The sequence below is a fragment of the Methanosarcina soligelidi genome (assembly GCF_000744315.1).
Lineage (GTDB): Archaea > Halobacteriota > Methanosarcinia > Methanosarcinales > Methanosarcinaceae > Methanosarcina > Methanosarcina mazei.
This window is the reverse complement of the sequence record NZ_JQLR01000001.1, coordinates 2,384,653-2,406,706: the sequence shown is the minus strand read 5'-3', so window position 1 is coordinate 2,406,706 and position 22,054 is coordinate 2,384,653. Positions and strand designations below refer to the sequence as shown.

Annotated in this window: 22 protein-coding genes; 14 read left to right on the top strand and 8 right to left on the bottom strand. The window is 41.6% G+C overall.

The annotated features are described in order from the left end of the window. Positions 1-179: 179 nt before the first annotated feature. The 3 genes from M886_RS10545 to M886_RS10535 all read right to left on the bottom strand — a co-directional run bounded on the left by M886_RS10545 (position 180) and on the right by M886_RS10535 (position 3,747). Positions 180-722, bottom strand: coding sequence for a hypothetical protein (locus M886_RS10545; protein ID WP_015412607.1), 543 nt, complete (start codon positions 720-722; stop codon positions 180-182). Positions 723-1,390: 668 nt separating this feature from the next. Next, complete coding sequence (locus M886_RS10540; RefSeq protein WP_011034448.1) at positions 1,391-2,632, bottom strand: MgtC/SapB family protein; 1,242 nt, start codon at positions 2,630-2,632, stop codon at positions 1,391-1,393. Positions 2,633-3,090: 458 nt separating this feature from the next. Further along, positions 3,091-3,747, bottom strand: a complete 657-nt coding sequence (locus M886_RS10535) for a metallophosphoesterase (RefSeq protein WP_015412609.1) — start codon at positions 3,745-3,747, stop codon at positions 3,091-3,093. Positions 3,748-3,922: 175 nt separating this feature from the next. On the opposite strand from M886_RS10535, the gene trmY reads away from it, so the two are divergent. The 10 genes from trmY (at position 3,923) to M886_RS10485 (ending at position 14,953) form a co-directional block, all read left to right on the top strand. Further along, positions 3,923-4,558, top strand: coding sequence for a tRNA (pseudouridine(54)-N(1))-methyltransferase TrmY (gene trmY / locus M886_RS10530; RefSeq protein WP_011034450.1), 636 nt, complete (start codon positions 3,923-3,925; stop codon positions 4,556-4,558). A 259-nt stretch (positions 4,559-4,817) separates the two neighbouring features. Continuing rightward, on the top strand, positions 4,818-6,113 hold the full coding sequence (locus M886_RS10525; protein ID WP_011034451.1) for a tRNA pseudouridine(54/55) synthase Pus10: 1,296 nt from the start codon (positions 4,818-4,820) through the stop codon (positions 6,111-6,113). Between the two features lie 252 nt (positions 6,114-6,365). Next, a complete protein-coding gene (locus M886_RS10520) occupies positions 6,366-6,659 on the top strand; it encodes a 50S ribosomal protein L21e (RefSeq protein ID WP_011034452.1) in 294 nt (97 codons plus the stop codon). Between the two features lie 470 nt (positions 6,660-7,129). After that, entirely contained in the window at positions 7,130-7,483 is a 354-nt protein-coding gene (locus M886_RS10515; protein WP_015412611.1) for an RNA polymerase Rpb4 family protein, read from the top strand. Positions 7,484-7,824: 341 nt separating this feature from the next. Then, positions 7,825-8,556 carry a DUF655 domain-containing protein gene (locus M886_RS10510; RefSeq protein WP_048038784.1) on the top strand — a complete coding sequence of 244 codons (732 nt, stop codon included), beginning with the start codon at positions 7,825-7,827 and terminating at the stop codon, positions 8,554-8,556. 39 nt (positions 8,557-8,595) lie between these two features. Continuing rightward, complete coding sequence (gene rsmA / locus M886_RS10505; protein ID WP_394296565.1) at positions 8,596-9,459, top strand: 16S rRNA (adenine(1518)-N(6)/adenine(1519)-N(6))-dimethyltransferase RsmA; 864 nt, start codon at positions 8,596-8,598, stop codon at positions 9,457-9,459. Positions 9,460-9,484: 25 nt separating this feature from the next. Next, positions 9,485-10,093: a HemK2/MTQ2 family protein methyltransferase gene (locus M886_RS10500; protein WP_048043594.1), complete on the top strand. Its 609-nt coding sequence runs from the start codon at positions 9,485-9,487 to the stop codon at positions 10,091-10,093. A 312-nt stretch (positions 10,094-10,405) separates the two neighbouring features. After that, positions 10,406-13,063 carry a calcium-transporting P-type ATPase, PMR1-type gene (locus tag M886_RS10495; protein WP_048051143.1) on the top strand — a complete coding sequence of 886 codons (2,658 nt, stop codon included), beginning with the start codon at positions 10,406-10,408 and terminating at the stop codon, positions 13,061-13,063. Between the two features lie 206 nt (positions 13,064-13,269). Then, positions 13,270-14,127 carry an NAD(+) diphosphatase gene (gene nudC, locus M886_RS10490; RefSeq protein WP_011034458.1) on the top strand — a complete coding sequence of 286 codons (858 nt, stop codon included), beginning with the start codon at positions 13,270-13,272 and terminating at the stop codon, positions 14,125-14,127. Positions 14,128-14,530: 403 nt separating this feature from the next. Next, complete coding sequence (locus tag M886_RS10485) at positions 14,531-14,953, top strand: hypothetical protein (RefSeq protein ID WP_011034461.1); 423 nt, start codon at positions 14,531-14,533, stop codon at positions 14,951-14,953. 176 nt (positions 14,954-15,129) lie between these two features. On the opposite strand, the gene M886_RS10480 is transcribed toward M886_RS10485, so the two are convergent. Together M886_RS10480 and M886_RS10475 are read right to left on the bottom strand one after the other, a co-directional pair. Beyond that, positions 15,130-15,846: a TetR/AcrR family transcriptional regulator gene (locus M886_RS10480; protein ID WP_011034462.1), complete on the bottom strand. Its 717-nt coding sequence runs from the start codon at positions 15,844-15,846 to the stop codon at positions 15,130-15,132. 40 nt (positions 15,847-15,886) lie between these two features. Then, a complete protein-coding gene (locus M886_RS10475; RefSeq protein WP_048051142.1) occupies positions 15,887-16,687 on the bottom strand; it encodes an EFR1 family ferrodoxin in 801 nt (266 codons plus the stop codon). A 282-nt stretch (positions 16,688-16,969) separates the two neighbouring features. Here M886_RS10475 and M886_RS10470 point away from each other — a divergent pair, with 282 nt between their 5' ends. Next, positions 16,970-17,575 (top strand): hypothetical protein, encoded by a 606-nt coding sequence (locus M886_RS10470; protein ID WP_152558021.1) that lies wholly within the window; start codon positions 16,970-16,972, stop codon positions 17,573-17,575. A gap of 157 nt (positions 17,576-17,732) precedes the next feature. Here the strand turns inward: M886_RS10470 and M886_RS10465 are convergent, their stop codons facing one another. Both M886_RS10465 and M886_RS10460 read right to left on the bottom strand, forming a co-directional pair. Continuing rightward, positions 17,733-18,008 (bottom strand): type II toxin-antitoxin system RelE family toxin, encoded by a 276-nt coding sequence (locus tag M886_RS10465; RefSeq protein WP_226987603.1) that lies wholly within the window; start codon positions 18,006-18,008, stop codon positions 17,733-17,735. After that, on the bottom strand, positions 17,998-18,192 hold the full coding sequence (locus tag M886_RS10460) for a DUF2683 family protein (protein WP_235203930.1): 195 nt from the start codon (positions 18,190-18,192) through the stop codon (positions 17,998-18,000). The genes M886_RS10465 and M886_RS10460 overlap by 11 nt, the downstream gene beginning before the upstream one ends. A gap of 264 nt (positions 18,193-18,456) precedes the next feature. Between M886_RS10460 and M886_RS10455 the strand changes: the two genes are divergently transcribed. Continuing rightward, positions 18,457-19,086: a CatA-like O-acetyltransferase gene (locus tag M886_RS10455; RefSeq protein ID WP_011034467.1), complete on the top strand. Its 630-nt coding sequence runs from the start codon at positions 18,457-18,459 to the stop codon at positions 19,084-19,086. Between the two features lie 78 nt (positions 19,087-19,164). Here the strand turns inward: M886_RS10455 and M886_RS10450 are convergent, their stop codons facing one another. Beyond that, complete coding sequence (locus tag M886_RS10450) at positions 19,165-19,770, bottom strand: pentapeptide repeat-containing protein (RefSeq protein WP_048041152.1); 606 nt, start codon at positions 19,768-19,770, stop codon at positions 19,165-19,167. A gap of 393 nt (positions 19,771-20,163) precedes the next feature. Between M886_RS10450 and M886_RS10445 the strand changes: the two genes are divergently transcribed. After that, positions 20,164-21,135, top strand: a complete 972-nt coding sequence (locus M886_RS10445) for an alpha/beta fold hydrolase (protein WP_048051141.1) — start codon at positions 20,164-20,166, stop codon at positions 21,133-21,135. Positions 21,136-21,357: 222 nt separating this feature from the next. After that, entirely contained in the window at positions 21,358-21,969 is a 612-nt protein-coding gene (locus M886_RS10440) for a GNAT family N-acetyltransferase (protein WP_048037045.1), read from the top strand. The last annotated feature ends 85 nt before the right edge of the window (positions 21,970-22,054 follow it).

Below are 22,054 nucleotides of genomic sequence, written 5' to 3'. Positions count from 1 at the left end.
AGAAGAATAAAATTAGAATAAAAAGAAGAATAAAATTAGAATAAAAAGAAGAATAAAATTAGAATAAAAAGAAGAATAAGTAAATTTGCTGGAAAGTTTGCTGACTTTCCAGTTTAAGATTAGTTTTTTAAAGAGTTTCCTGTATTCTCAGGAACGGCTCAGAATTTCTGAGAAATTCATTAAGGCTCAGTTACAGCTACAGTTACGTTCATTCTGGGCTGCCCGACAACTGTAAAGTTGTATGTTCCGGTCTCATTGAAAGTATATGCAAATGAACGCCTGTAAGAAAGACTCTGGTTGTCAAAAAGTTCCTGTTCACTTACAAGGGTGAAAACTCTCCTGGGGCTATCCTGAAAGTTCAGCCAGGCAACTGTTTCTCCTTCTTTAATATCAAGACTTGAGGCTGATGCCCTGTAGTTATCCAGCCTTATGGTATAGGGAGATGTCCTTATGGAAGTATTGCTTGCAGGTCTTTCTTCAGTTTCATTTTCTTCCGCGGTTACATTTTCTTCTTCTGTCTCAGTTTCTACCGGGGTCTCAACTTCCTCCGAAGTTTCAGTCTCTGCCGGTGTTTCCGTTTCTTCCGGAGTAGTTACTTCTTCCGGGGTTACTGTTTCTTCAGGTGTCACGTTTTCTTCCGGGGAGGGCTGTTCGTCTCCAGTGCATCCGGAGAGTAAAACAACGCTTAATACCAGAAGCAGAACCATGAGCTTTGTTTTCATTATATTCCCCACAATTTTTTTGTTTATGGAATTAAGAAATTTTCACAAATAATTCCGGGTTTCAATATCCCAGTTTCAACAGGTTTATTTTGATATATTTATCTGAATTTTTTCAAGCATTGATTGATTACTCTTATTTATTTAACAGCCAATGTTATTTAACTCTAAGTTCTTGTTTTAATGGACTTTTTTCTTTTTTAAGCTGTTAGCTTTCCTTATATGTTTATTACATATTAATATATTTTCGTAAATTCCATTTATATTCGATATTATCCTTAGCAGGGCTCCCATTGAATTTTAGTTCATTGTTTTGAATTCAAGAGCAGTTAGAATTTTGTAGAATTATAACAGGTGACAAAACAGATTTTGCCTGTGGCAATTATCCTGAAGTATAAACATAGTACAGGATCGACTGCTTTCTTCCAGTTATTTTTTCACTTAATTTTTTTACTTATCTGCATCAGGTCCTTAAAGCTGATTTATACTGATATGAGTGTGATGAGTGTGCCTGTACTGATATGAATGTGCCCGACAAACCATTTTTTCTGCCGCTTTTCTTACAAAATACTCGATCTTACAGAATATTCGACCTTACTGAATTCGATTTTATAGAATATTCGGCCTTACTGAATTCGATTTCATAGAAATTCGACTTACAGAATTCGATCTCACAGAAAATTCAATATAACTAAAGCCAGAGTTCCTGTGGCTGCAATGATCCCAAAATCCTTTATGGCAAGAGAAAAGAGACTTGAAGAGCCTGAAATCTTCGAAAGCAGAATTTTATTTACAGTACTTACAAGGCTTGCAATTACTGCTGTATTTGCTGCGACTTCGTAAGAAATATTCCCACTTACGGCAAGAAGAGTTACGGAGACTATCACTCCTGAACTGCTTACAAGAGCACCAAGGGCAGTCAGGTATATTCCTGTAGTCCCTGCAGCATTATAGGCAAAGTTCCCTATAACGAGGATCAGAGTAAAAGCAATGCCAAACTTAAATGCCTGGCCCAGTGAGAAAGGAGACTGGATCTTGAGTTCTCCCCCGCCTATCGGGCAGACCTTCTTGCTGTGCCTGTAAGCCATTCCAATTGAAACTATAATAAGTACAAGCTGGGGAAGGAGCATAAGCATGGTTGTCCTGCCAGTCGGGTCAACTATAAACGCCAGAACAAGGTTCCGAATGAGCATGGAAATATTGCAGAGCAGGATCCCTGTAATAACCGGGGCAGCCATTTCCTCTGCCTTCTTTGAAAGTCCCGCCAGCGCTCCTGTGGTGGCTTCACTGTTAATAAAGCCCCCGAGAAAGCCCGAATAATAAAGGCCACGCTTTGTCCCGAATTTTCTCAAAAGAACATAACTTGAAAAGCTGATCAGAGAAACAAGAATTACAATAAGGATCGCGTATCTGAGGTTTAGAAGCCCGAAGAACTGTTTTTCCGGCATAACCGGATAAAGTATGAAAGCGACAGCCAGAAACTGTATGGCATTGTAAAGCTCTTCTTTTGTAAGGTTTCCTGCAAACTGGTGGAGGGGCTGTTTCTGGATAAGCAGGAAAGCTACGACTATTGAAGAAACAATGGCAAAGAGGCCGTAGTCATAGCCTACAAGGACTCCCATCACGAAAATAAAAAATAAAGTAATGGGGCTTGTAACCCCTATCCTCTTGAAAAGGAATATTTTGGAATAGGTGATTATGGAACACATAGCCGCAAAGAAAAGCGTGGATACGTAAACAAAGCCTGTTCCTATGGATTCGCTTGCCAGAGCTACGAGCATACCCGTTATGCAGGTTATACTGTAACTCCTGACTCCTGCAAAAATCTCGTGCTCAAGCCCTCTGTGTTCCCTTTCCACACCTACCATTATCCCTATTAAAAATGCAATGGCAAGTTTTGTCAGGAAATCCACAAAGACTGGATCGAAACCGAAATCTTTGATTACGTCCGTAGTTCAACCCCTCAGCTTTTTCTATATAATTCTGCACGCCGGCAAAATAGCATATTTAACTGGATTCTGTAATGGATTTTACGATACGTTTAAAGCTAATATGAAAGCTTAAAACAAAAATATAATTCTATAGTAAGGATGTTCTTACTAATGAATATACTCCTGATTAGAAAATATTCCTGATTAGAAAAAGGTTCGGAGTTATTGGAATCTCTAAAATTCCTGTAATAACACCGAATTTTCTCAAATGAGGCTAAATGATTTTTGCTAAAGCAAGTAAATCTCATTAAACCATTTGAATCTAGTTAAGTCATTTGACTCGTTTAAGCCGTTTAAATCTTACTAAGCCATTTGAATCTTACTAAGCCATTTGAATCTTATTAAACCGTTTATATCTTATTAAGCCATTTGGATCTTATTTATACTTCCACGAACTCAACCTCGATGGGTTTGTTTTCGGTCTCTTCAATGGTTATAAGAGCACAGGAACCCTTGCAGGCTTCTCCGGGATTTACCACAAGTGTTTTCCCGGCTTTTTCCATGCCTTTTGCTTCATGGATGTGCCCGCAGACGATCAGGTCTACCCTGTCAATAAACTTCTGGATCGCTTTGCTTCCCACATGCCCGAATGGGAGTTCGTCTCTGGCTCCATGCGGAGGAGCGTGTGTAAGGAGCACTATTTTCCCGCATTCCCCTGAGTTTTCGGCTGAGCAGACCATTCCTTCAAGGGCGTTTTCTATTTCTTCTTCGGAAAGCTCAAAAGGGGTGTTAAAAGGGGTAGGGTTTGAGCCTCCAAGCCCTATGAACCTGATTTTTCCAACCTGTTCGGCTTTTCCGTGAAGGTTTACGGCTTTTGAACTGTCAAGGGCTTTCAGGATGCTCCTGTGGTCGCAGTTCCCGGGGATTGCAAGCACGGGCTTATCAAACATCCCAAGCAGCTCATCTACTTTCTCATCGGGTCCGAAGTTGGTTATGTCCCCGACCACAACAGCCAGGTCGAAGTCCCCGGCTTTTTCTATGATCTCTTCAATCTTCGAATAGTCTCCATGTGGGTCGGAAATAGCGAGTATCTTCATCCTTATCTCGTCCTTATTTTGAATTTTCAATCCACTTATCGTTTAATCATGACTCTTTACTCTGGTTTTATTCTCTATCGAGTCTTAAATATTATCTCTTTCTCATATTATGTCATGTGTTCTTCTGTGAAACATGCATACATGTTTTATATCCCTTACGTAATATTACTGCCCCATGCGTGATATCGTTATCATAGGGCATAAAGCAAAAACCAGCGGCGACTTTTCTTTAAATGACCTTCCGGGGTCTGCAGGAAGAATGGACATACTTTGCCGCTGCGTAAGCTCTGCCCTTTTTCTCTCTTTCGGGATGCGCAGGGATGTAAATGTTCACCTGCTCCTCCTGGGAGAGCCCGATCCCGGAAAAATAATCCGGTTTGAAGGGCTCCACCTGAGATACCTCAATCCCGACGAAAGGAGCAGCGGTTCGCTTATCCAGAAAGCCCTTCTGAAAAATGCAGCCGGACAGGATATAAGGTCCACGCCCGGAGTCTGGACCCGCACCGGGGATTTGAATTCCCTTCTGGCTTCTTTTGAGGGGCGTACCCTGCTTTATCTGAGGGAAGATGGGAAGGACTTCAGAGAAATCGCCCGTGAGATTCAAGACCCTGTTTTTATTCTGGGCGACCATACAGGAGTTACGGAAGAAGAGGAAAAGCAGCTCCTTGAAGCAGGAGCACAGGTCATTTCCGTTGGGCCCATTTCCCTTCACTCCAACCACTGCATAACCCTTATTCATAACGAACTTGACAGGGCTGAAGCCGAGAGAGGGGAAATTCCAGGAGGAAACATTTCTCGGCCCGAAGACTGAGATACAGTTTTTGTTTCTGGTTTTTATCCAAAAAGTTATATCCTATTTCCCTGTATCAGGACAGAACTTATCCGGACGTGCATTTCAGGGCAGATGCTTTATTGAATACTGCCGGGGACCTCCTTTCAGTAATTTGTTAATATATATCTTAATATAATCCTCACCTGGTCTCTTAATTAAACCAGGTCTTTCAATATAAGCTCTCAATAATCCGCTTCAGGTCTATTCCTCGAAAACAAGCTTGGAGAATGTGAAATAAATGGATGTACTCGAAATTTCAAAAAAGATTCTGCACGAAGGTCCTGTGTGTGACCACTGCATGGGCCGTCAGTTTGCGAAATTATCTACAGGCCTCAGCAACAGAGAACGCGGACAGGCAGTAAAACTTGCCCTCGCCCTGGAAGGGGACCGCATTTATAAAAGTGAAAATGATGACTCCCTTTTAAAGGAGCTTGCCCCGTGCAGCGCCCTTGCCAGGAAAACTCTAAGAATAGAGGGTGAAAACGAGCAGTGCTGGGTCTGCCTTGACCAGTTTAAAAAACTGGATTTCTGGGCAGAGGAAGCTGCAAAAGCTCTGGAAGGGCTTGAGTACTCCACCTTCCTTGTCGGCACAAAGGTAAGCGGGCTTCTCAGTGAGAATGAGGAAATCCTGTGGGCTGAGGCAGGGACTGCATATGCCGAGCAGTTGAAAACCGAGCTTAACAGGGAAGTGGGCAAGCGGATTGCAGAAAGAGTCAATAAGGAAGTGGACTTTGAAAACCCGGATATTGTTATCACCCTTGACCTTGCAACAAACAAATTCGAGCTTCAGGTCCGCTCAGTGTATATCTATGGGCGCTACCTTAAAAAGGTCAGAGGAATTCCCCAGACACGCTGGCCCTGCAGAAAATGCAGGGGTAAAGGCTGCGAGAAATGCGGGTTTACAGGCAAACAGTACCCGGAATCCGTGGACGAGCTTATCAAAGGCCCCGTTGTCGAGGCTTTTGAAGCTGTTGACACGGCTTTCCATGGGTCGGGCAGGGAAGATATCGATGCCCTTATGCTTGGAAGCGGCAGGCCCTTTGTGGTGGAAGCAAAGTCTCCTGTAAAACGCAGTGCCGACCTTGAAGCACTTGCTGCAAAAATTAATGAAAATGCGGCAGGAAAAGTTGAGGTAAGGGATCTTCGCTTCGTTGAAAAAGGAATGATCGAAACCCTGAAAAGCTCAAAGGCGGATAAAACTTATAAGCTTAAAGTTACATTTAAAGAGCCTGTCTCAGAGGAAAAGCTTAAATCCTGCCTTGAGTCTTTGAATGGCACAGAGATCGCCCAGCAGACCCCAAAGCGTGTGGTCCACAGGCGGGCAGACCTTATACGGAAAAGGTACGTGCACAGCATCACGCTTAACGAGCTGACGGATGACGGTTATGCTTATATCACCGTAAACTGTGAAGGCGGGCTGTACGTCAAAGAACTGATTTCCGGAGATGAAGGCAGGACAAACCCGAGCCTGACAGGGCTTTTAGGAATCCCTGCGCTCGTGGAAGATCTTGATGTGGTTAACGTCGAAATTTAAGCCTTAAACATCTGAACCTGCCCTTAAAACCAGATAAATCTAAATAATTTGGATAGATCTGATCTGGAATCCTGATCTATCTGAACTAAATGAATCTATCCATCTAATCGGTTTCACTGGCCGGCCGAGCCATAGGGAATAAGTGGCTTCATGAACGGTTCATTTAAATAATATCCATCTTATTTAGAGGAAAACCAAACAGAAACTTTATTAAAGAGAAATTAATCGAGCATTCTAACGGAGGAACATGCGATGACAAATTCACACGGTGAAAGACGCTGCACAAGGTACAAATTACAGAAGACGGTTCGTGAAAGAGGAATTTCCCCTGTAAGCAAGGCAATCCAGGAATTCGAAGATGGACAGATGGTTCACATTGACATCGACCCCAGCGTCCAGAAAGGGATGCCAAATCCGAAATTCCAGGGCTTTACAGGAAAAGTTATAGGACAGCGCGGCAGGTCATATATTCTGGCAGTCCGCGAAGGAAACTCAATGAAGGAAGTCTTTTCTGTTCCGCAGCACCTGAAACCCCAGAAATACTGATTTCGAGCAGGCAGTTAGGTTTTTAAACCTAATCTCCTTCTCTTAAGGGTTTAAGGTATGCTGACCTCCAGCCGGAGGTCTAAAATCCTGACGGAATTCCAGCAAATTGCAGGCTGAATAATAGCAGGTATCAGACATAACAGAACCAATCCCTTAAAGCCTTTATAAAGCAAATATGCTTGTAAGGGATCTGGAACAACTGCTTTTTAAAATTAATCTCTTATCCCGGTAAGGGAACATCTATAATTATATATCATTTGTAAAACATATGGTTGAGATGTATTATCTGTGAACATGGCACAGATGGCTCAGGATACCGTTATTTAAAATAGTTCCGGCTTATCGGGTGCATACCGGTACTCAAAGACATAATACTGGCAGCAGGAATCAGAGCTCATAAAAGCACTGGAAAGGATTGCTCTGTAAGGAAGTACAGATACTGATATTTTAATTCAAAAGAGTGTATTTCGATGATAGTTAAGGAAGTACTCAACGAAGAATTATTGACACTGGCTGAGGTCAAGGATAAACTTACCGCGATCGCTGAAGAGCGCAGAGAGAAGGGGATCGAGGTTTCATACAGTTTTAGAAAAGCCCTCAATCATGCGGAGCAGTTCTCCAGGATCGGCGGAGCAAAATCAAGAGAACTTGTTAATAAATTGCTTGAGCTCGAAAAAATGAAACCGGTTATTGCGGTCAGGATCGCGGATATCCTGCCTCAATCCAGAGACGAACTCAGGTCAATCTATGCAAAAGAAAAATACACACTGAGCAATGAAGAGCTTGATCAAATTCTGGACTATGTATTCGCAGCTATGGAATAATTAAAAGTTAAAGAGAATAACTATATAGCAGTGTATTTGTTATTTATGAGGGAAGTATTCTAAAACTTGTTGGAGTACTTTAAAGTATGCAAGTGCTCCGACCTGATAAATTTAGCATTAGAAAATTCTCTGGTTCTTAAAATATTTTAACCTGAGAATCCCGTGTTGCAGGTTATCTCCCGGTTTTCAGAAATGAAGGGAGATAGGTTAACGCTTCCGGGAAAAACCCTGAACAAAAAGAGAGCTAAAAGAAGCTGGGCATATCTAAGTTTGAGCATCCCTGAAAGATACACCGGGGTCTCAATTAAAGGGGTTTCATATTACCGATAGGATGGGTGCTGATGAAAGTAGATAAGTCGCAATCAGGTAGACCGTACACTGGCAGAACCACTGCCGAAAGACCTTCTTCTGGCGGCAGGCGTCCGGCAGGCAAACCGCAATTTGAAAGGCAGTCAGAAAGAGCTCCGCGCTCATCCGGGAAAGCCGTGGAAAGTTCGCAGGACAGGGAGGAATACGTATGGGTGCTGGATTATCTCCCATACGGAAAATCCATTGACGGCAAGTCAGCTTATCAGAAAAAACCTCTCGTGCAGGCTATTGGGGACAAGAAGTTTACTCTTATGGAACTCGTCCCCAAAAGCGGGGTTATTCCTGATATCCAGTCAAGGGTCTATATAGGCCCGGGGGACAGGAATGAAATAGACCACGTAAAGCAGAGGATAGGTTACTCTGACCTTACAAACGGAGCCAACCTGGAGCTGCCGTTTATCCTTGAAGCTATTGTAAGGCACAGAGAAGAAGCATTCGTAAAATTTTTCAATGATGCCCATTCCATTACAACCCGTCTGCATATGCTTGAACTCCTTCCTGGAATTGGTAAAAAACTTATGTGGTCCATCATTGATGAACGCAAGAAAGGGGAGTTCAAGAGCTTTCAGGACATCCGCGAAAGGATTCCAAGTCTTCACGACCCTGCCAAGGTTATCTCTCACAGGATCGAAGAAGAACTCAAAGATGACTTTATAAAGTACAGGCTATTCACCACACCCCCCCGCCGCCAGAGACCCGAGTGAGCGGGAAACTTTTTTTCTATTTTTTAATTTTTTTCCGGTATTGTTTCTGTACGCTCAGTTTTAAAACATTATTTCATTCAGGAGGTTTCAGACCTGGTTCGTTCTATTCTTAAAAAGTACAATATAAAAGGGGGCACCTTTGACCAGCATTTTCTTATCGATGCAGGCTACCTTGACCGGATAGTCGCTGCTGCTGAGCTGAGTCCGCAGGATACGGTTCTTGAGATAGGTGCGGGAATCGGAAACCTTACGGAAAGACTCGCAAGAAGGGCAAAGAAGGTGATTGCTGTCGAGCTTGACCCTGCCCTTGTATCAGTCCTGCATGACCGTTTCGATGCTGCAGAGAATATAGAGATTATAGCAGGAGACGCCCTGAAAGTCGATTTCCCTGAGTTCGACAAGGTCGTCTCAAACCTTCCCTATTCTATCTCCTCGGAAATTACTTTCAAGCTTTTACGTCATAAATTCAAACTCGGGGTTCTTATGTACCAGTACGAGTTTGCAGTTCGCATGGTCTCTCCTCCCGGCTGTAAAGACTATTCCCGTCTCACGATCGATACCTGCTACTTTGCTGATGCCTCCATTGTCATGAAGGTCCCGAAAGGCGCCTTCCATCCAGCCCCTGAGGTTGATTCTGCGGTTATCAAACTGATTCCGCGCCCGGCTCCTTTTGAGGTGAGGGATGAAACTTTCTTCCTCCAGTTTGTAGCTGCGGTCTTTAGCCAGCGCCGGAAAAAGCTCAGAAACGCAATACTGAACACCAGTTCTTTGCTCAAAATCCCTGACATCAAAGAGATTGTAAGCCAGCTCCCTGAAGATTTCATGAACAAAAGGGCGGAAGACCTTACACCTGAAGAGCTTGCCAGCGTTGCAAACATGATTTTTGACCTTAAATCCAGATAATTTCTGACATAAAATTCCGATAAATATGGTTGAAATCGAATACAGAAATACCCGGGTCAGACTCGGAGCTTCGGATCTCGTTTACGAGCCTGCAGAGGATTCTTTTTTGCTTGCCGATGCCGCCCTTGAAGAGGCAGAACCGGGTATGCGTATCCTGGAAATCGGGGCGGGATCAGGTTTCGTATCTGCTGTTCTCAGGGCAAATGTTAAAGGTATCCGAATTTTTGCAACCGAGATCAACCCTCATGCCGCCCTCTGCGCAAAAGCAAACGGGGTTGAGGTAATCCGCACCGACCTTTTCAGGGGGCTAAAACCCGGACATAAGGGAACTCCTTTTGACCTCATCCTTTTTAATCCGCCTTATCTTCCAACTTCCGAAGAAGAAAAAGTTCCCGGCTGGCTTAACTATGCTTTTGACGGCGGAACCAGCGGGAGAGAGACTCTTGACCGTTTTCTGGATGAGGTAAGAAACTACCTGAAGCCCGGAGGAAGAGCCCTGGTATTGATTTCTTCGATTACAGGGTTTGAGGCTGTAAAGGATAGGATGCTAAAAATGGGCTTTGAGGTTGATGTTGTATTGAGAAAAAAAGTTTCATTTGAAGAGTTAATCGTAGTCAGGGGGAAGATTCCTTAATTTTTTTAAATTTATTTTAAAATTATTTCTGGAATAAATCTATTTTAAAATCTATTTCTGGAATAAATCATTTTAAAATTATTTCTGAAACCTGCCTTAAAACCTGTCTTTCATATCTATTTTCCTGCTAGAGCTCCAGGTTTTTTAAAAATCTTAAACTTTTCAGAACTCACCATATAAAGTTCTGGTTCTCCATAGATAACTCTATATCTAATTAGTGAATTTAATCCACCTGAATTTTTACCTTAACATGACAGACTAAAATGCTTTCAACCCAGAAACGTTTGCCTTATTTACTGGAGATAAAACAGGATGTATCATGATGAAGCCGCTGACGCGGTTCTAAAAACCCTGGACACATCCGAAACCGGACTGAGTTCGGGAGAAGCAGAAAACAGACTTAAAAAATATGGAAAAAACGAACTTAAAGAAGAAGAAAAAACATCTGTGTTCAAACTACTTTTTTCTCAGTTCAAAAGTTTTCTGATTCTCATTTTGATTGTTGCAGCGCTGGTTTCTGCCTTCCTTGGAGAGCTTGTAGATGCCCTTGTGATTCTGTTCACAGTTTTTCTTGCAGGAGTTCTTGGTTTTGTCCAGGAATACAGGGCAGAAGAATCTATCAAACTTCTAAAATCACTGACCAGTCCCGAAGCTCTTGTGGTAAGGGACGGGAAGGAAGTAAAAGTCCCTTCTTCCTTACTTGTCCCGGGAGACATCCTTATTCTGCAGGCGGGGGACAGGATACCTGCAGATGCCAGATTGCTTGAGGCTCAGTCTCTTAAAATTGACGAATCTTCTCTCACAGGAGAATCCGTTCCTGTAGAAAAAAGCATCAAAATTCTTCTTCCCGAAACTCCGCAGCCTGACAGAAAAAATATGGCTTATACCGGAACTTCGGTTACCTATGGCAGGGGAAAAGCAGTAATTACGGCAACAGGGATGAGTACTGCTTTTGGAAAACTTGCCGGTCTCCTGGGAGAAATCGAAAGGGAAAGAACTCCTTTGCAGGAAAAGCTCGACCAGTTCGGGCGCTGGCTTGGAGCCGCAACTCTTATTGTTGTTGCTTTTGTAGCAGTGCTCGGAATCTTTAAGGGCTTTGATCCTTTTGAGATGTTTCTCTGGGGCGTTGCCCTCGCAGTTGCAGCAATTCCCGAAGCTCTCCCTGCGGTTGTGACCGTGGGACTTGCTCTCGGGGTCAGAAGAATGGTCAAGAGGCATGCCCTTGTGAGAAAGCTGCCTTCCGTAGAAACCCTCGGCTCTACCAACATCATCTGTACGGACAAAACCGGAACGCTCACCCAGAACAAGATGACCGTTGAGAAGGTGTATGTAAACGGGGCCATATTGAGTGTTACAGGTAACGGATATGAGCCCGTGGGAGACTTTTTCAAGGACGGCCAGCCTGTTTCTGAAGACATACATCTTCACAAGCTGCTGGTAACAGGAGCTCTCTGCAATGATGCAGGATTGGTCGAGGAGGAAGGAATAGGGGATATTATTGGGGATCCCACTGAGGGTGCCCTTGTAGTTGCGGCAGCCAAAAAAGGGATCTGGAGACCTGATCTTGAGCTAGGTCACAGGCGTATCGGAGAGGTTCCGTTTTCTTCCGAAAGAAAGATGATGACCACCCTGAACACGTCAGAAGAAGGTCTGTATGCATATTCTAAAGGAGCTCCCGAAGTCATTCTTGATTGCTGTACGAAAATTTTCCTTGGAGGTCAGGAGAAGGAATTAACCCCTGAAATTAGGAAGGAGATCCTGAATACCGTAAATGAGATGGCAAACCAGACCCTCAGGGTGATGGGTTTTGCTTACCGTCAGGTTCCTGAGAATATCATTCCTGAAGAAGCTGAAAAGGATATGGTGTTTGCAGGGCTCATGGGCATGCGCGACCCTCCGAGAGAAGAGGTAAAGGTTGCGATTGCCACATGTACTGATGCAGGTATTAGAACTGTAATGATTACTGGAGACCACAAAACTACCGCCTTTGCTATTGCAAGAGAGATAGGGATTTACCGGGAAGGGGATCTTGTCCTTAAAGGCACGGAACTGGACGCCCTTGGAGACAAAGAATTCGAGGACATGGTGGAGAAGGTTTCGGTCTATGCAAGAGTGTATCCTGAGCATAAGCTGAAGGTTGTTAACGCCCTCAAGAAAAAAGGCTATATCGTTGCAATGACCGGGGACGGAGTAAACGATGCCCCTGCCCTTAAAGCTGCAGATATGGGCATTGCAATGGGAATTACCGGAACCGAAGTCAGTAAGGAAGCTTCCAGCATGATCCTGACAGATGACAATTTCGCATCCATTGTTTCCGCAGTTGAAGAGGGCCGAAATATATTGAAAAATATCAAAAACTTCATTGCTTACGGCCTTACCTGCCATATAGGAGTTGTCCTGATTGTCCTTGTCGGAGTGCTTGCCTGGCAGATCCTGCCTGTTATTGCAGTACAGATCCTCTGGATCAACCTTATCACAGATGGGCTTCCTCCAATGGCGCTTTCTCTGGAAGCTCCTGACAGGGGGCTTATGAAGCAGAAACCCAGAAAATCTACAGAAGGACTGGTTTCCAGGAGAATGCTCATAGCGAGCCTTGGATTGGGAGCCCTGATTGCAGTCCAGTCTCTTGGAGTTCTTTCCTGGGCTCTTGAAGAAGGAATGCCTCTTCCAAAGATCCAGACTCTGATCTTCACCCTGGTTGTGATTTCTCTGATGTTCAACGCGTTTAACTGGCGTTCGGACAGGCTCTCGGTCTTTTCCCTGGGAATTTTCACAAACCGGCCCCTGATCTATGCCATCCTGAGCACGGTGCTTCTGCAGCTTGCAGCAATTTATGTCCCTGTTCTGCAGACGGCTTTCAGGACTGTGCCTCTCTCGCTTTCGGATTGGGGAATGATCATTCCTCTGGCTTCTACTACTCTTATAGTCATGGAAGTTGTTAAATATCTGGAACGAAGAGCCCACAGGTAAAATTCAAGGTTGGGTTTTGCTCCTGAGAAAACTTCATTTTCCTATTTTCCTGTTTTTTCAGAATATGTGAGGAGATAGCTCTTCCTTTGTTTTTATTCTCGTAAAAAATCATAATTCTACAAAACCGCCTTTGAAATCCATGATACTATTGAAATTAAATCGCTCCCGTAATCATATATACAACAAAATCCAATAGTATGGACATTATGACCCCCACTAACAGGGAAAACCCTATTCATCCTAAGTTCATCGTAGGCATAGAACCGCCAGCCGGAAGGACCAAAAAGGCTCTCTGGTTCATTTTCCGGGGACGTGATATTCTTATTAAAACCTATAAAAACCCGGGAGCAATTCCCAGGCTGCTGGATATCAGGGAACTCGGGCTTCCTGTTATAAGGGAACAGTACCTTGGCGTACTTGAGGGGACAGACTGCTTTTCTATTGAACTTCCACAGGACGCTAAAGCTCCGGAAGGTATGGAGTTTGTTGACCTCAGGCAGGCATATTCCGAGATGAGTGAGGGGTGTTTTGAGCTTGTGAACAAAGCAGTTCAGGTAATGGAATGGGACAGGACAAACCAGTTCTGCAGCAGGTGCGGAACAAAGACCTCGCAGAAACCGGGAGAAAGAGGAAAGGAATGCCCTGAATGCGGAGAGCTTTTCTATCCCAGAATTTCGCCTGCTGTTATAGTGCTTATAAGAAAGGGCAGTAAAATCCTGCTTGCAAGGTCTCCCAACTTCCCTCCTGACATGTACAGCCTTATAGCAGGCTTTGTCGAGCCAGGCGAATCGGCTGAAGCGGCGGTTGAAAGGGAAATCTGGGAAGAGGTCGGTATTAAAGTAAAAAATGTAACTTACTTCGGGACACAGGCATGGCCTTTCCCAAATTCCCTGATGATCGGCTTTACCGCAGAATATGATTCCGGGGAGATTCGGCCGGACGGGTTTGAAATCGAGGACGCAAAATGGTTTTCAGTAAACAAACTGCCTGTGCTTCCGGGAAAGATCAGCATTTCAAGGAAACTGATTGATCATTTCCTCAAAGAAGAGGGGCTGGAAGTTTAAGGCGGATTCATATTTGATTCATAGTTTTATTCATCCTGTTGTGACTTCTTTCTATTTTTTATCTTTTTTTATTTGGCATGAAAGTGCTCTCAAGTACTTTCATTTTTTGGGCATGTTATTCGAAGAATATCATGTGTGTTTTTTATCTTTTTTTCTGCGAAAGCATTTGCAGAAAGGATATCAGGCCTCCTGATATTACGGCAGTGGATTTTAGAACTATTGATTTGAAGTTTTTTCTGCAAAACTTTTCATTATATTTTAGAATCATAAAAGATAATAAATTGATATGATTATAAAACGAAATATAAATAAGTGAAATAAGATAACTGAACAATTTTACTTAAGGGCATAGAATAAAAGAAGTATGTTACTACTGATAGAAAACGTAATGGAGTAAAATATAGTGATCAAAAAGAATTCAAAGTTTATACTGCAAATTGTTATTTCAACTATTATTACAACTATAATTTTACTGGTATATTTTTATTTTGCACACGGTTTACCTGTTGCTCACGAACTGGAAAGAGCGAGTGCCGTATCTGTGCAAATTATGCAGGGAAACGAGACCGTTACTCTCACTAATGATGAGGACATAGAGCAGGCTGTCAATATTGTACAAGTTTTAAGTTTTCGATTTGGAGAAGCTAATGGCGGACTTGCAGATACGACATGCACATTTGACCTTGGAGATGGTTCAAAAATGGAAATAGGAGCAAATAATGATACCATTTTTAAGAATGGCAGGCAATACGTCGGCGTGAATGATTCATGTAAACTTTTTGGAAACTTAATGCAGGGTATATTCTTCCCTGAAACAATGCCTTAAGCAGCCGAGCAGATCATTCCAGACCGGTTAGATTCTTGTAGATCAAAACCAGTGATTTTATGATCTCTGGTTGAATCCACCTGTCCCGTATGGAGCAGGCGAGAACCAGAAATATAAAACGCAACAGAGTAAAATGCAATACAGGTGAAAAATTCACCCTCAAAATTCTAAAAACTTTAATATTTTTTTCTCTTTTTCTCAGGTTCTGCAGGCTCGGTTAAAAAGAACCCAAATGCTGCGAGATCTTTGACATCCATTTTGTGAGATTCGGAAGAGATGGCAGGAATGATGAACCGGAAAAACTCACTGGTGTATTGCTCGTAGCTGAACCCTTCCGCCTCGATCACTATTTTCCATTTATTTTCCATTGACAGGATACCCATGAAGGAAATCATAAGGTACATCGAGGTCAGGAACGGATCGAGATCTGCCCGGATTGTACCGTCATCGATACCCTCCAGGATCGCGTCCCGCAGGATCAGCCGGCAGGTACCGTACCCCTTTCCAATCTCAGCGGTGCATGGGTTCTCCTTTGAAAAACGCTCAGAACCGTAAAAATGGATCATTCGAAGATAATCGGGATACTCCTGTGAAAACTGGTAATAAGCCTGGCCCATCAGGGCTACCTTGACAATTCCGGAAACCTGTTTTTGCATGCATTCCATGTATTTTTCTTTAAGGATCTCGATACCGCGCAGTACGATTGTAGCGTAAAGTGCCTCCTTATTTTTAAAATATAGATAAATGGTAGCCTTATTCAGTTCGACCCCGCGGGCGATGTCTTCCATAGAAACATCTTCATAATTTCGAGAAAAAAAGAGACGTTCGGCTGCATCGATAATCTCGGTCCTTCTCTGTTCCTTTTCCCGTTGCCTTCTATCGGCTATTCCCATAATTCCACTCCATTTAACCCGTATATCCGGGATATATTCATTAGATAAAAAATTCAGGCTCTTTTCGCTGACTATAGAGTGTATGAAGGCGCACAGATGCGTCCTTGACCAGCCCGGGTTTCATCGACCTGGCGTTTTGAGGACAGTTCTTGATACACGCACAGCAGGTAATGCATTTTCCTGTATCAGTCAAATTACTATTTTCTGGATCGATAGCACCAACTGGGCACACCTCTGCACAGGTTCCGCACTGCGAACAATCATCACTGACTGCGATAAAATCAACAGTCCACAATTCTGTAACCCCACCATAAGGATAAGTTCCAGGCACCTGCACATCAGAATCCTGAGAGGTTGATGAAATGGATTGCAGTTTTTCATGTATTTTCTGTCCGAATGCTTCTGCGTGGTTTAAGTCATCTTTATCTGGGCGTCCCTGTGCTGTTGGTGTCTCGGAATTTGAGAATGAGTGTTCCCCGATATATGCTGCACAGGCAATGGGTATACACCCACATTTAGTTACAATATTTTTTAGTTCGAGCAGTGCATCGTCATACACGCGGTTACCATAGACAACAACACAGACCGTTGGCGTATTATGAGCCTGAATTGCGTTCAGCCATTCATTTAGTAATGCCGGCACTCTCCCCATATATACGGGAACTCCAACTATAAGTAATTCATTTTCCGATGTCTGCAAGGGTTGTTTTCTTGCAGCCGGTCGGGTAATATCAATTAATTCTACGGTGCTTGGATTAATGCCATGTGCAATTCCCTGAACAACCGCTTTTGTTGTTCCGGTAGGTGAAAAACAAGCTAATTTTACAGATTCCAGTTTCATTTTATTTACTCCATCTATTGTGTAACTCCGGGATATAATATAACTATGGGTGATTAAATAACTATTGGTTAGTGAATAACTGTGAGTTAGCTAAAAGTATTTTTCAAGGAAAAATATCAGATACCTGACGAAGACTCTTCGCTTTCTTTTTCTTCTTGTTGTTTTTCTAGCCACAGGTAGCTTATATAAGGAGATAGGTTGTTATAATGTCATATAAAATTTATTTTCAGAGTTTTTATGAACACGTTTTTAATTGAGAATCAAAATGCGGGAGTTTGCAGAATGAAAAATTACAAATATATCTCGGGTGTGTCAAAACTATGTATATTTGTGATGGCAGTTTCAATCTATTTTTTTCCAATTGCAACATATACAGATAGTATACTTGGACAAAACCTGGATATAAGTTTGTATAACACAAAAATTAAAATGTCAACTTACGGTTGGCTGACAGGTGGAGAGGATCTTACTGAAGAAGTTCTTTATACTCAGCTATTTTCTGATTACACTGGAAAACCAATAGATAAAGTTCCTGATTATGCCACTGTTCCAATATATCTGAATATGAAGATTCCAATGTTTGCAGATATATGGCTATTCTTGATCGTGTTTTTAGGTATATCACTCTTTTTTAGTCAAAACAGGTTCGTTGCATTGGCATCAGGTGCGATTTTATTATATTATGCAGTTATTACCGTATATACCTTCGAAATAATTAGATTGACTGTTCAAAATATAAGCTTTTCAAGTCTAATCACCGGTATCCCAATTGATATGAACGGAAGTACTTACATATTTAAACTTGGATACGGCGTTTATTGTGCAGTTATTTCAGCGTGTATAGTAATAAAAGATAATTTTCCATCTAGGTTTAAGATTAGGTGGTAATATCGTCAAACTTGCGGATAAGCTGCAGAGATTCCTGGATGAAGTCTAGATTACTTTAAAACCAGTGCATCAATGAAACAGAAAAAACAGGCTATTCCTCCGGGCACACAAAGGAAGTTTTCAAGGGGCTGCCACAAAAATAAACAAAATTTTAAAGTCAGTATATTTTATCGTGATGATCGTAATCTTCCAGGGTTACAGACCTTGATTCCTCATCAATAGAGAAGACTAATACAAAATGTTTATCGATATGCACTCTTTTTAAATGGTTCATCGGAGCTTTTAGATTTTTGTATCGATGTGGATTTTCCAGGATCTCATCTGCTTTAGCTAAAATAATTTCAAGTTGTTTTTTATTCTTTTTTGCTAGTTTTTCAAATTTACTATCAAGTTCCGATCTGATTTTTAAGAAATACATAAAATCAAAGGCCATATCGTTTCCTTAAATTTTCAACAGTGCCTACTTCTATAGCTTCCTGTTTTTCTATTTTCTTTAATTTTTCAATGTACTCAGGTTTTAACTCTGGCTCTAAAATCTCTTCTTCATACTCTTCAGCCATTTTATTAATAGCGGCACTTTTATCTTTTAAACCGTATTTGGCCTTGATAATATTCAAAATTCGATTAGTGCGCTCATCAATGTTTATTATCGCTTGAACCATGTATATCCAATATTAATAGAAGATTAATACCATATTAATATATATCGTTCTGCCCTGCCAGGATTTGATTTCCACTGGCTTTTTGAGTCCTGACCTCTATAATACCCAGAAAAACCGTTTAAGGAAATGGTAATTTTTGAGATCTACAGAAAAAAACAGGTAGTGAAACTAAAAAAGGAAATAATCGTAATGTAGATTCTATTGAACGAAGGCGTAAACATGGGAAACAGATACCATATAATAGATCTCGAAACCTGGAAAAGAAAAGAGTATTGTCAAATATACAGGACTGCGGTACAGCCTCAATATTGTGTGAGTTTTGAGCTTGATGTGACGAATTTTAAAAAGCACGTTAAAGAAAATAACTTATCATTTACAATGGCGTTTATATTTGCTGTTACGAAATGCGCAAATGAAATTGAGGAATTTCGGTATCGTTTTCTTGATGGTGAAGTTGTATTGTATGAATCGATTGATGCCTCACTTACATATCTTGATAAAGAAACAGAATTATTTAAGGTAGTAAATGTTCCCATGCAGGACACAATTGAGGAGTTTGTACAACTGGCAACCGTAACGGCAGAAAATCAAAAAGAGCATTTTACCGGACCTGTTGAAAACGATGTATATCAATTCTCTGCCCTGCCGTGGATAACGTTTACACATATTTCGCACACGGATTTCGGAAACAGGGAAAAAGCTCAACCCACATTTGACTGGGGAAAATATCATAAAAAAGAAGGCAAACTTATGATGCCTTTTGCAGTCCAGGTCCATCACGCATTTGTTGATGGTATTCACATTGGCAAACTTGCGGATAAGCTGCAGAGATACATGGATGAAGTGTAGATTACAAGCATGGTGGCAGGCATGATGGGAAATTAGAATGCTTTAAGGGAAAAATTCGGAAGCAGTAGCAGTTATTTTTCAGACAATTTTGATTCCCAGAACCCGCGCAGCAAGTTCTATTGCTTGCCCGGCATTGACTATAGCCCCTCTGAGTTCGTTGCGTGTATCGGATACTGTGATCCCGTCAATGATACAATCAGATAAATCAATACCTTTAAGTAAGGTTTTAAAGAAATCCGCTCCTGCGAAATTAACCGCTTTCAGCGTGGGCTTCTTTAACCGAATCTCGGATAAGAAGGCTTCCGTGAAATTGCAGTCGCGAATGGAGCAGTTTTCCATTAAGGAACTTGAAAAATCTGCGTACCGAAAGGAACCGTCCGCTAAAAAGGTTTCTTTCATATGGCTCTTGCTGAAGTTGCTGCCATCACCCTTGCATGTTAATATTCTGGAGCCTTTCCAGTAGCTTTCCATAAAAATGCAGTTTGCAAAATTGCAGTTATCAAACACCGAATTGTAAAAGCTGGCTTTTGAAAAATCACATTTGCTGAACTGGCATTGTATAAACTGTACCGATTCAAATTCTATCCTTGCAATATCGACGTCCGAAAGTATATCGCCTTCAAAGCGCATCCTTTCTATATAACTGTCATCAGATTGTGCGGCTATAATTCTGCTTTCCAACATGCTTCCATCTCCAGGTATTGAGGTTTTCAAATGATTATACTATTTAGGACTTACTCATTAGTCGGGACTTACTCACTAATAGGCCACACCTATACTTCTTCCGATTCTGTTTTTAATAAACTTCTTCTTTTTCATGCCTGACAAATAATGTTTATAATGTCGTACGAAAATTCTCAATCAAAATTTACATTTTTGAGTTTTGTATAGAAAGTCGGAATGATTAATAAGAGTGCGAGTTATGGGATATTATATAGAGAATTTTTCTATTAAATATTTTGAATGTTGTTGAGAAATTAATTGCTGAACAGTATTCAAAATCTAGAAGTTTAGGGTTTGCAAACATGCCTGGACTTAAGTCCGGGGTATAGTGACTACAAATTAGAAGTGGTATTCTTGAAAGAAGTTAAGAAAAGAAGCAGGAATATTTTACTGATTATACTGGCATTTTTAATTTGTTCAGCTATTATTCTAATTGCTCTAACTTATCCGAATTACCATGATACGATGACGGAAGCAGAAGAGCAATTGCTTGCGGACAGTACTATTTTGAAAACAGAGTATGGGGATATTGAGTATACTGTAGAGGGAGAAGGAACTCCTATCTTATTGCTGCATGGCGCAGGAGGAGGTTATGATCAGGGACTCTGGGCGGGCAAAGTATTTTTCGGGGACGGGTATAAATTCATCTCGGTTTCACGATATGGCTATCTTTGGTCATCCATTCCGGATAATGCTTCAATTGAGTCACAGGCTGCTGCTTATAAAACTCTTCTGGACAATTTAAGCATAGACAAAGTAATTGTTGTTGGCGTATCAGCCGGAGGCCCTTCAGCCACTCAGTTTGCAAATGACTATCCTGACAGATGCTCAGCATTAATATTGATTTCTGCTGTAAGTATGGGCCCGGCACTAGGCGACCAGGATCCTTTTTATGTTAGTATTATTCACATTATCCAGCAATCTGATTATGCATACTGGCTCCTCACAAGATTTTTTCAACCTGCAGTTCTGGACCTGATGGGAATCCCAACACAGGTGTACGAAACATTTAACCCGGAACAGAAAGAACTGGCACAGGAAATGCTTGATATAATGCACCCAATGTCTCAAAGGTATAGAGGCACCGTAAACGATGAAAAAATGATTGAATTTTATACCGTACCCACAGACAACCTTGGTGCACCAGCATTAATTATCCACGCTAAAGATGATGCGCTGGTAAGTTACAAACATGCGGAAAATGCTCACAGTAAAATAAACAAGTCGCAGCTTGTTTTATATGATACTGGTGGCCATGGAATGTTATCTCAAATGAACGGGACTAGGGTGCTTGTGAAAGAATTTCTAAACGAATCCACCTATTAAACTGCATGGACCTGGACATTTAACTAACCCATTTCCAAAGGCTGTTAGGATTGGCAGGCTGAGATATGAGAAGATCTCCTTAAGTTGCACTATAGGGTTATCTCAGAAAGCCAGATGCAAACAAATATCGCAAAAGATTTTAATTTTGATGTGAAAGTGGAGTAATCTTATTTTCATTCATTGAAGAGGCGGCTTTATTTTAGAAGCGAGGAGAAAACGATAATGAACATTTCTATCAGAGTAGAAGAAGAAAAGGACTTCAAAATTGTAGAATACACGACAAGAGAAGCATTCTGGGATTTATACAAACCAGGATGTGATGAACATCTTGTACTGCATAAAATAAGAAAAGTACCTGCATTTGTAAAAGAACTGGATTTTGTTGCATGTGATGAGGATACAATCGTCGGCAATATTATTTATTCAAGAGCTAAGGTCCTGAATGAGGAAAATAAAGAATTCGAAGTTTTATGTATGGGCCCATTAACAGTATTGCCATCATATCAAAAGCAGGGGATCGGTTCTTTATTAATGAATTATTCTATCGAAAAAGCAAGACAGCTGGCATATAAGGGTGTAATTATTTTTGGAAATCCTGATTATTATCATCGTTTTGGTTTTGTCAATGCTAGAGAATATGATATCCGGACATCCTGGGGCGATAATTTTGATGCATTTATGGCATTGGAACTTTACGATGGTAGCTTGAGGGGCATTTCAGGAAAATTTTATGAGGACGAGGTTTTTAAAATAGAAAATGAGGAGCTGGAGGATTTTGAAAAGCAATTTCCCTACAAAGAGAAGCATGTTACGGACACTCAATTAAAACTATGAATAAAAGGGGACTTTGCCTTACATGTCGCGGTTTGATTGAAGGATAAGGAGTTTAGAATCCCACCCTCGCACTTATATTTTGTGT

What these genes read in the sequence shown, in the direction of transcription:
- M886_RS10470 (WP_152558021.1), top strand. Translation starts at nt 16,970, where the DNA reads ATGAAAAATTACAAATATATCTCGGGTGTGTCAAAACTATGTATATTT.
- M886_RS10500 (WP_048043594.1), top strand. Translation starts at nt 9,485, where the DNA reads ATGGTTGAAATCGAATACAGAAATACCCGGGTCAGACTCGGAGCTTCG.
- nudC (WP_011034458.1), top strand. Translation starts at nt 13,270, where the DNA reads ATGACCCCCACTAACAGGGAAAACCCTATTCATCCTAAGTTCATCGTA.
- M886_RS10480 (WP_011034462.1), bottom strand. Translation starts at nt 15,846, where the DNA reads ATGGGAATAGCCGATAGAAGGCAACGGGAAAAGGAACAGAGAAGGACC.
- M886_RS10450 (WP_048041152.1), bottom strand. Translation starts at nt 19,770, where the DNA reads ATGTTGGAAAGCAGAATTATAGCCGCACAATCTGATGACAGTTATATA.
- M886_RS10440 (WP_048037045.1), top strand. Translation starts at nt 21,358, where the DNA reads ATGAACATTTCTATCAGAGTAGAAGAAGAAAAGGACTTCAAAATTGTA.
- M886_RS10465 (WP_226987603.1), bottom strand. Translation starts at nt 18,008, where the DNA reads ATGGCCTTTGATTTTATGTATTTCTTAAAAATCAGATCGGAACTTGAT.
- M886_RS10495 (WP_048051143.1), top strand. Translation starts at nt 10,406, where the DNA reads ATGTATCATGATGAAGCCGCTGACGCGGTTCTAAAAACCCTGGACACA.
- M886_RS10535 (WP_015412609.1), bottom strand. Translation starts at nt 3,747, where the DNA reads ATGAAGATACTCGCTATTTCCGACCCACATGGAGACTATTCGAAGATT.
- M886_RS10545 (WP_015412607.1), bottom strand. Translation starts at nt 722, where the DNA reads ATGAAAACAAAGCTCATGGTTCTGCTTCTGGTATTAAGCGTTGTTTTA.
- M886_RS10515 (WP_015412611.1), top strand. Translation starts at nt 7,130, where the DNA reads ATGATAGTTAAGGAAGTACTCAACGAAGAATTATTGACACTGGCTGAG.
- trmY (WP_011034450.1), top strand. Translation starts at nt 3,923, where the DNA reads ATGCGTGATATCGTTATCATAGGGCATAAAGCAAAAACCAGCGGCGAC.
- M886_RS10510 (WP_048038784.1), top strand. Translation starts at nt 7,825, where the DNA reads ATGAAAGTAGATAAGTCGCAATCAGGTAGACCGTACACTGGCAGAACC.
- M886_RS10525 (WP_011034451.1), top strand. Translation starts at nt 4,818, where the DNA reads ATGGATGTACTCGAAATTTCAAAAAAGATTCTGCACGAAGGTCCTGTG.
- M886_RS10475 (WP_048051142.1), bottom strand. Translation starts at nt 16,687, where the DNA reads ATGAAACTGGAATCTGTAAAATTAGCTTGTTTTTCACCTACCGGAACA.
- M886_RS10520 (WP_011034452.1), top strand. Translation starts at nt 6,366, where the DNA reads ATGACAAATTCACACGGTGAAAGACGCTGCACAAGGTACAAATTACAG.
- M886_RS10455 (WP_011034467.1), top strand. Translation starts at nt 18,457, where the DNA reads ATGGGAAACAGATACCATATAATAGATCTCGAAACCTGGAAAAGAAAA.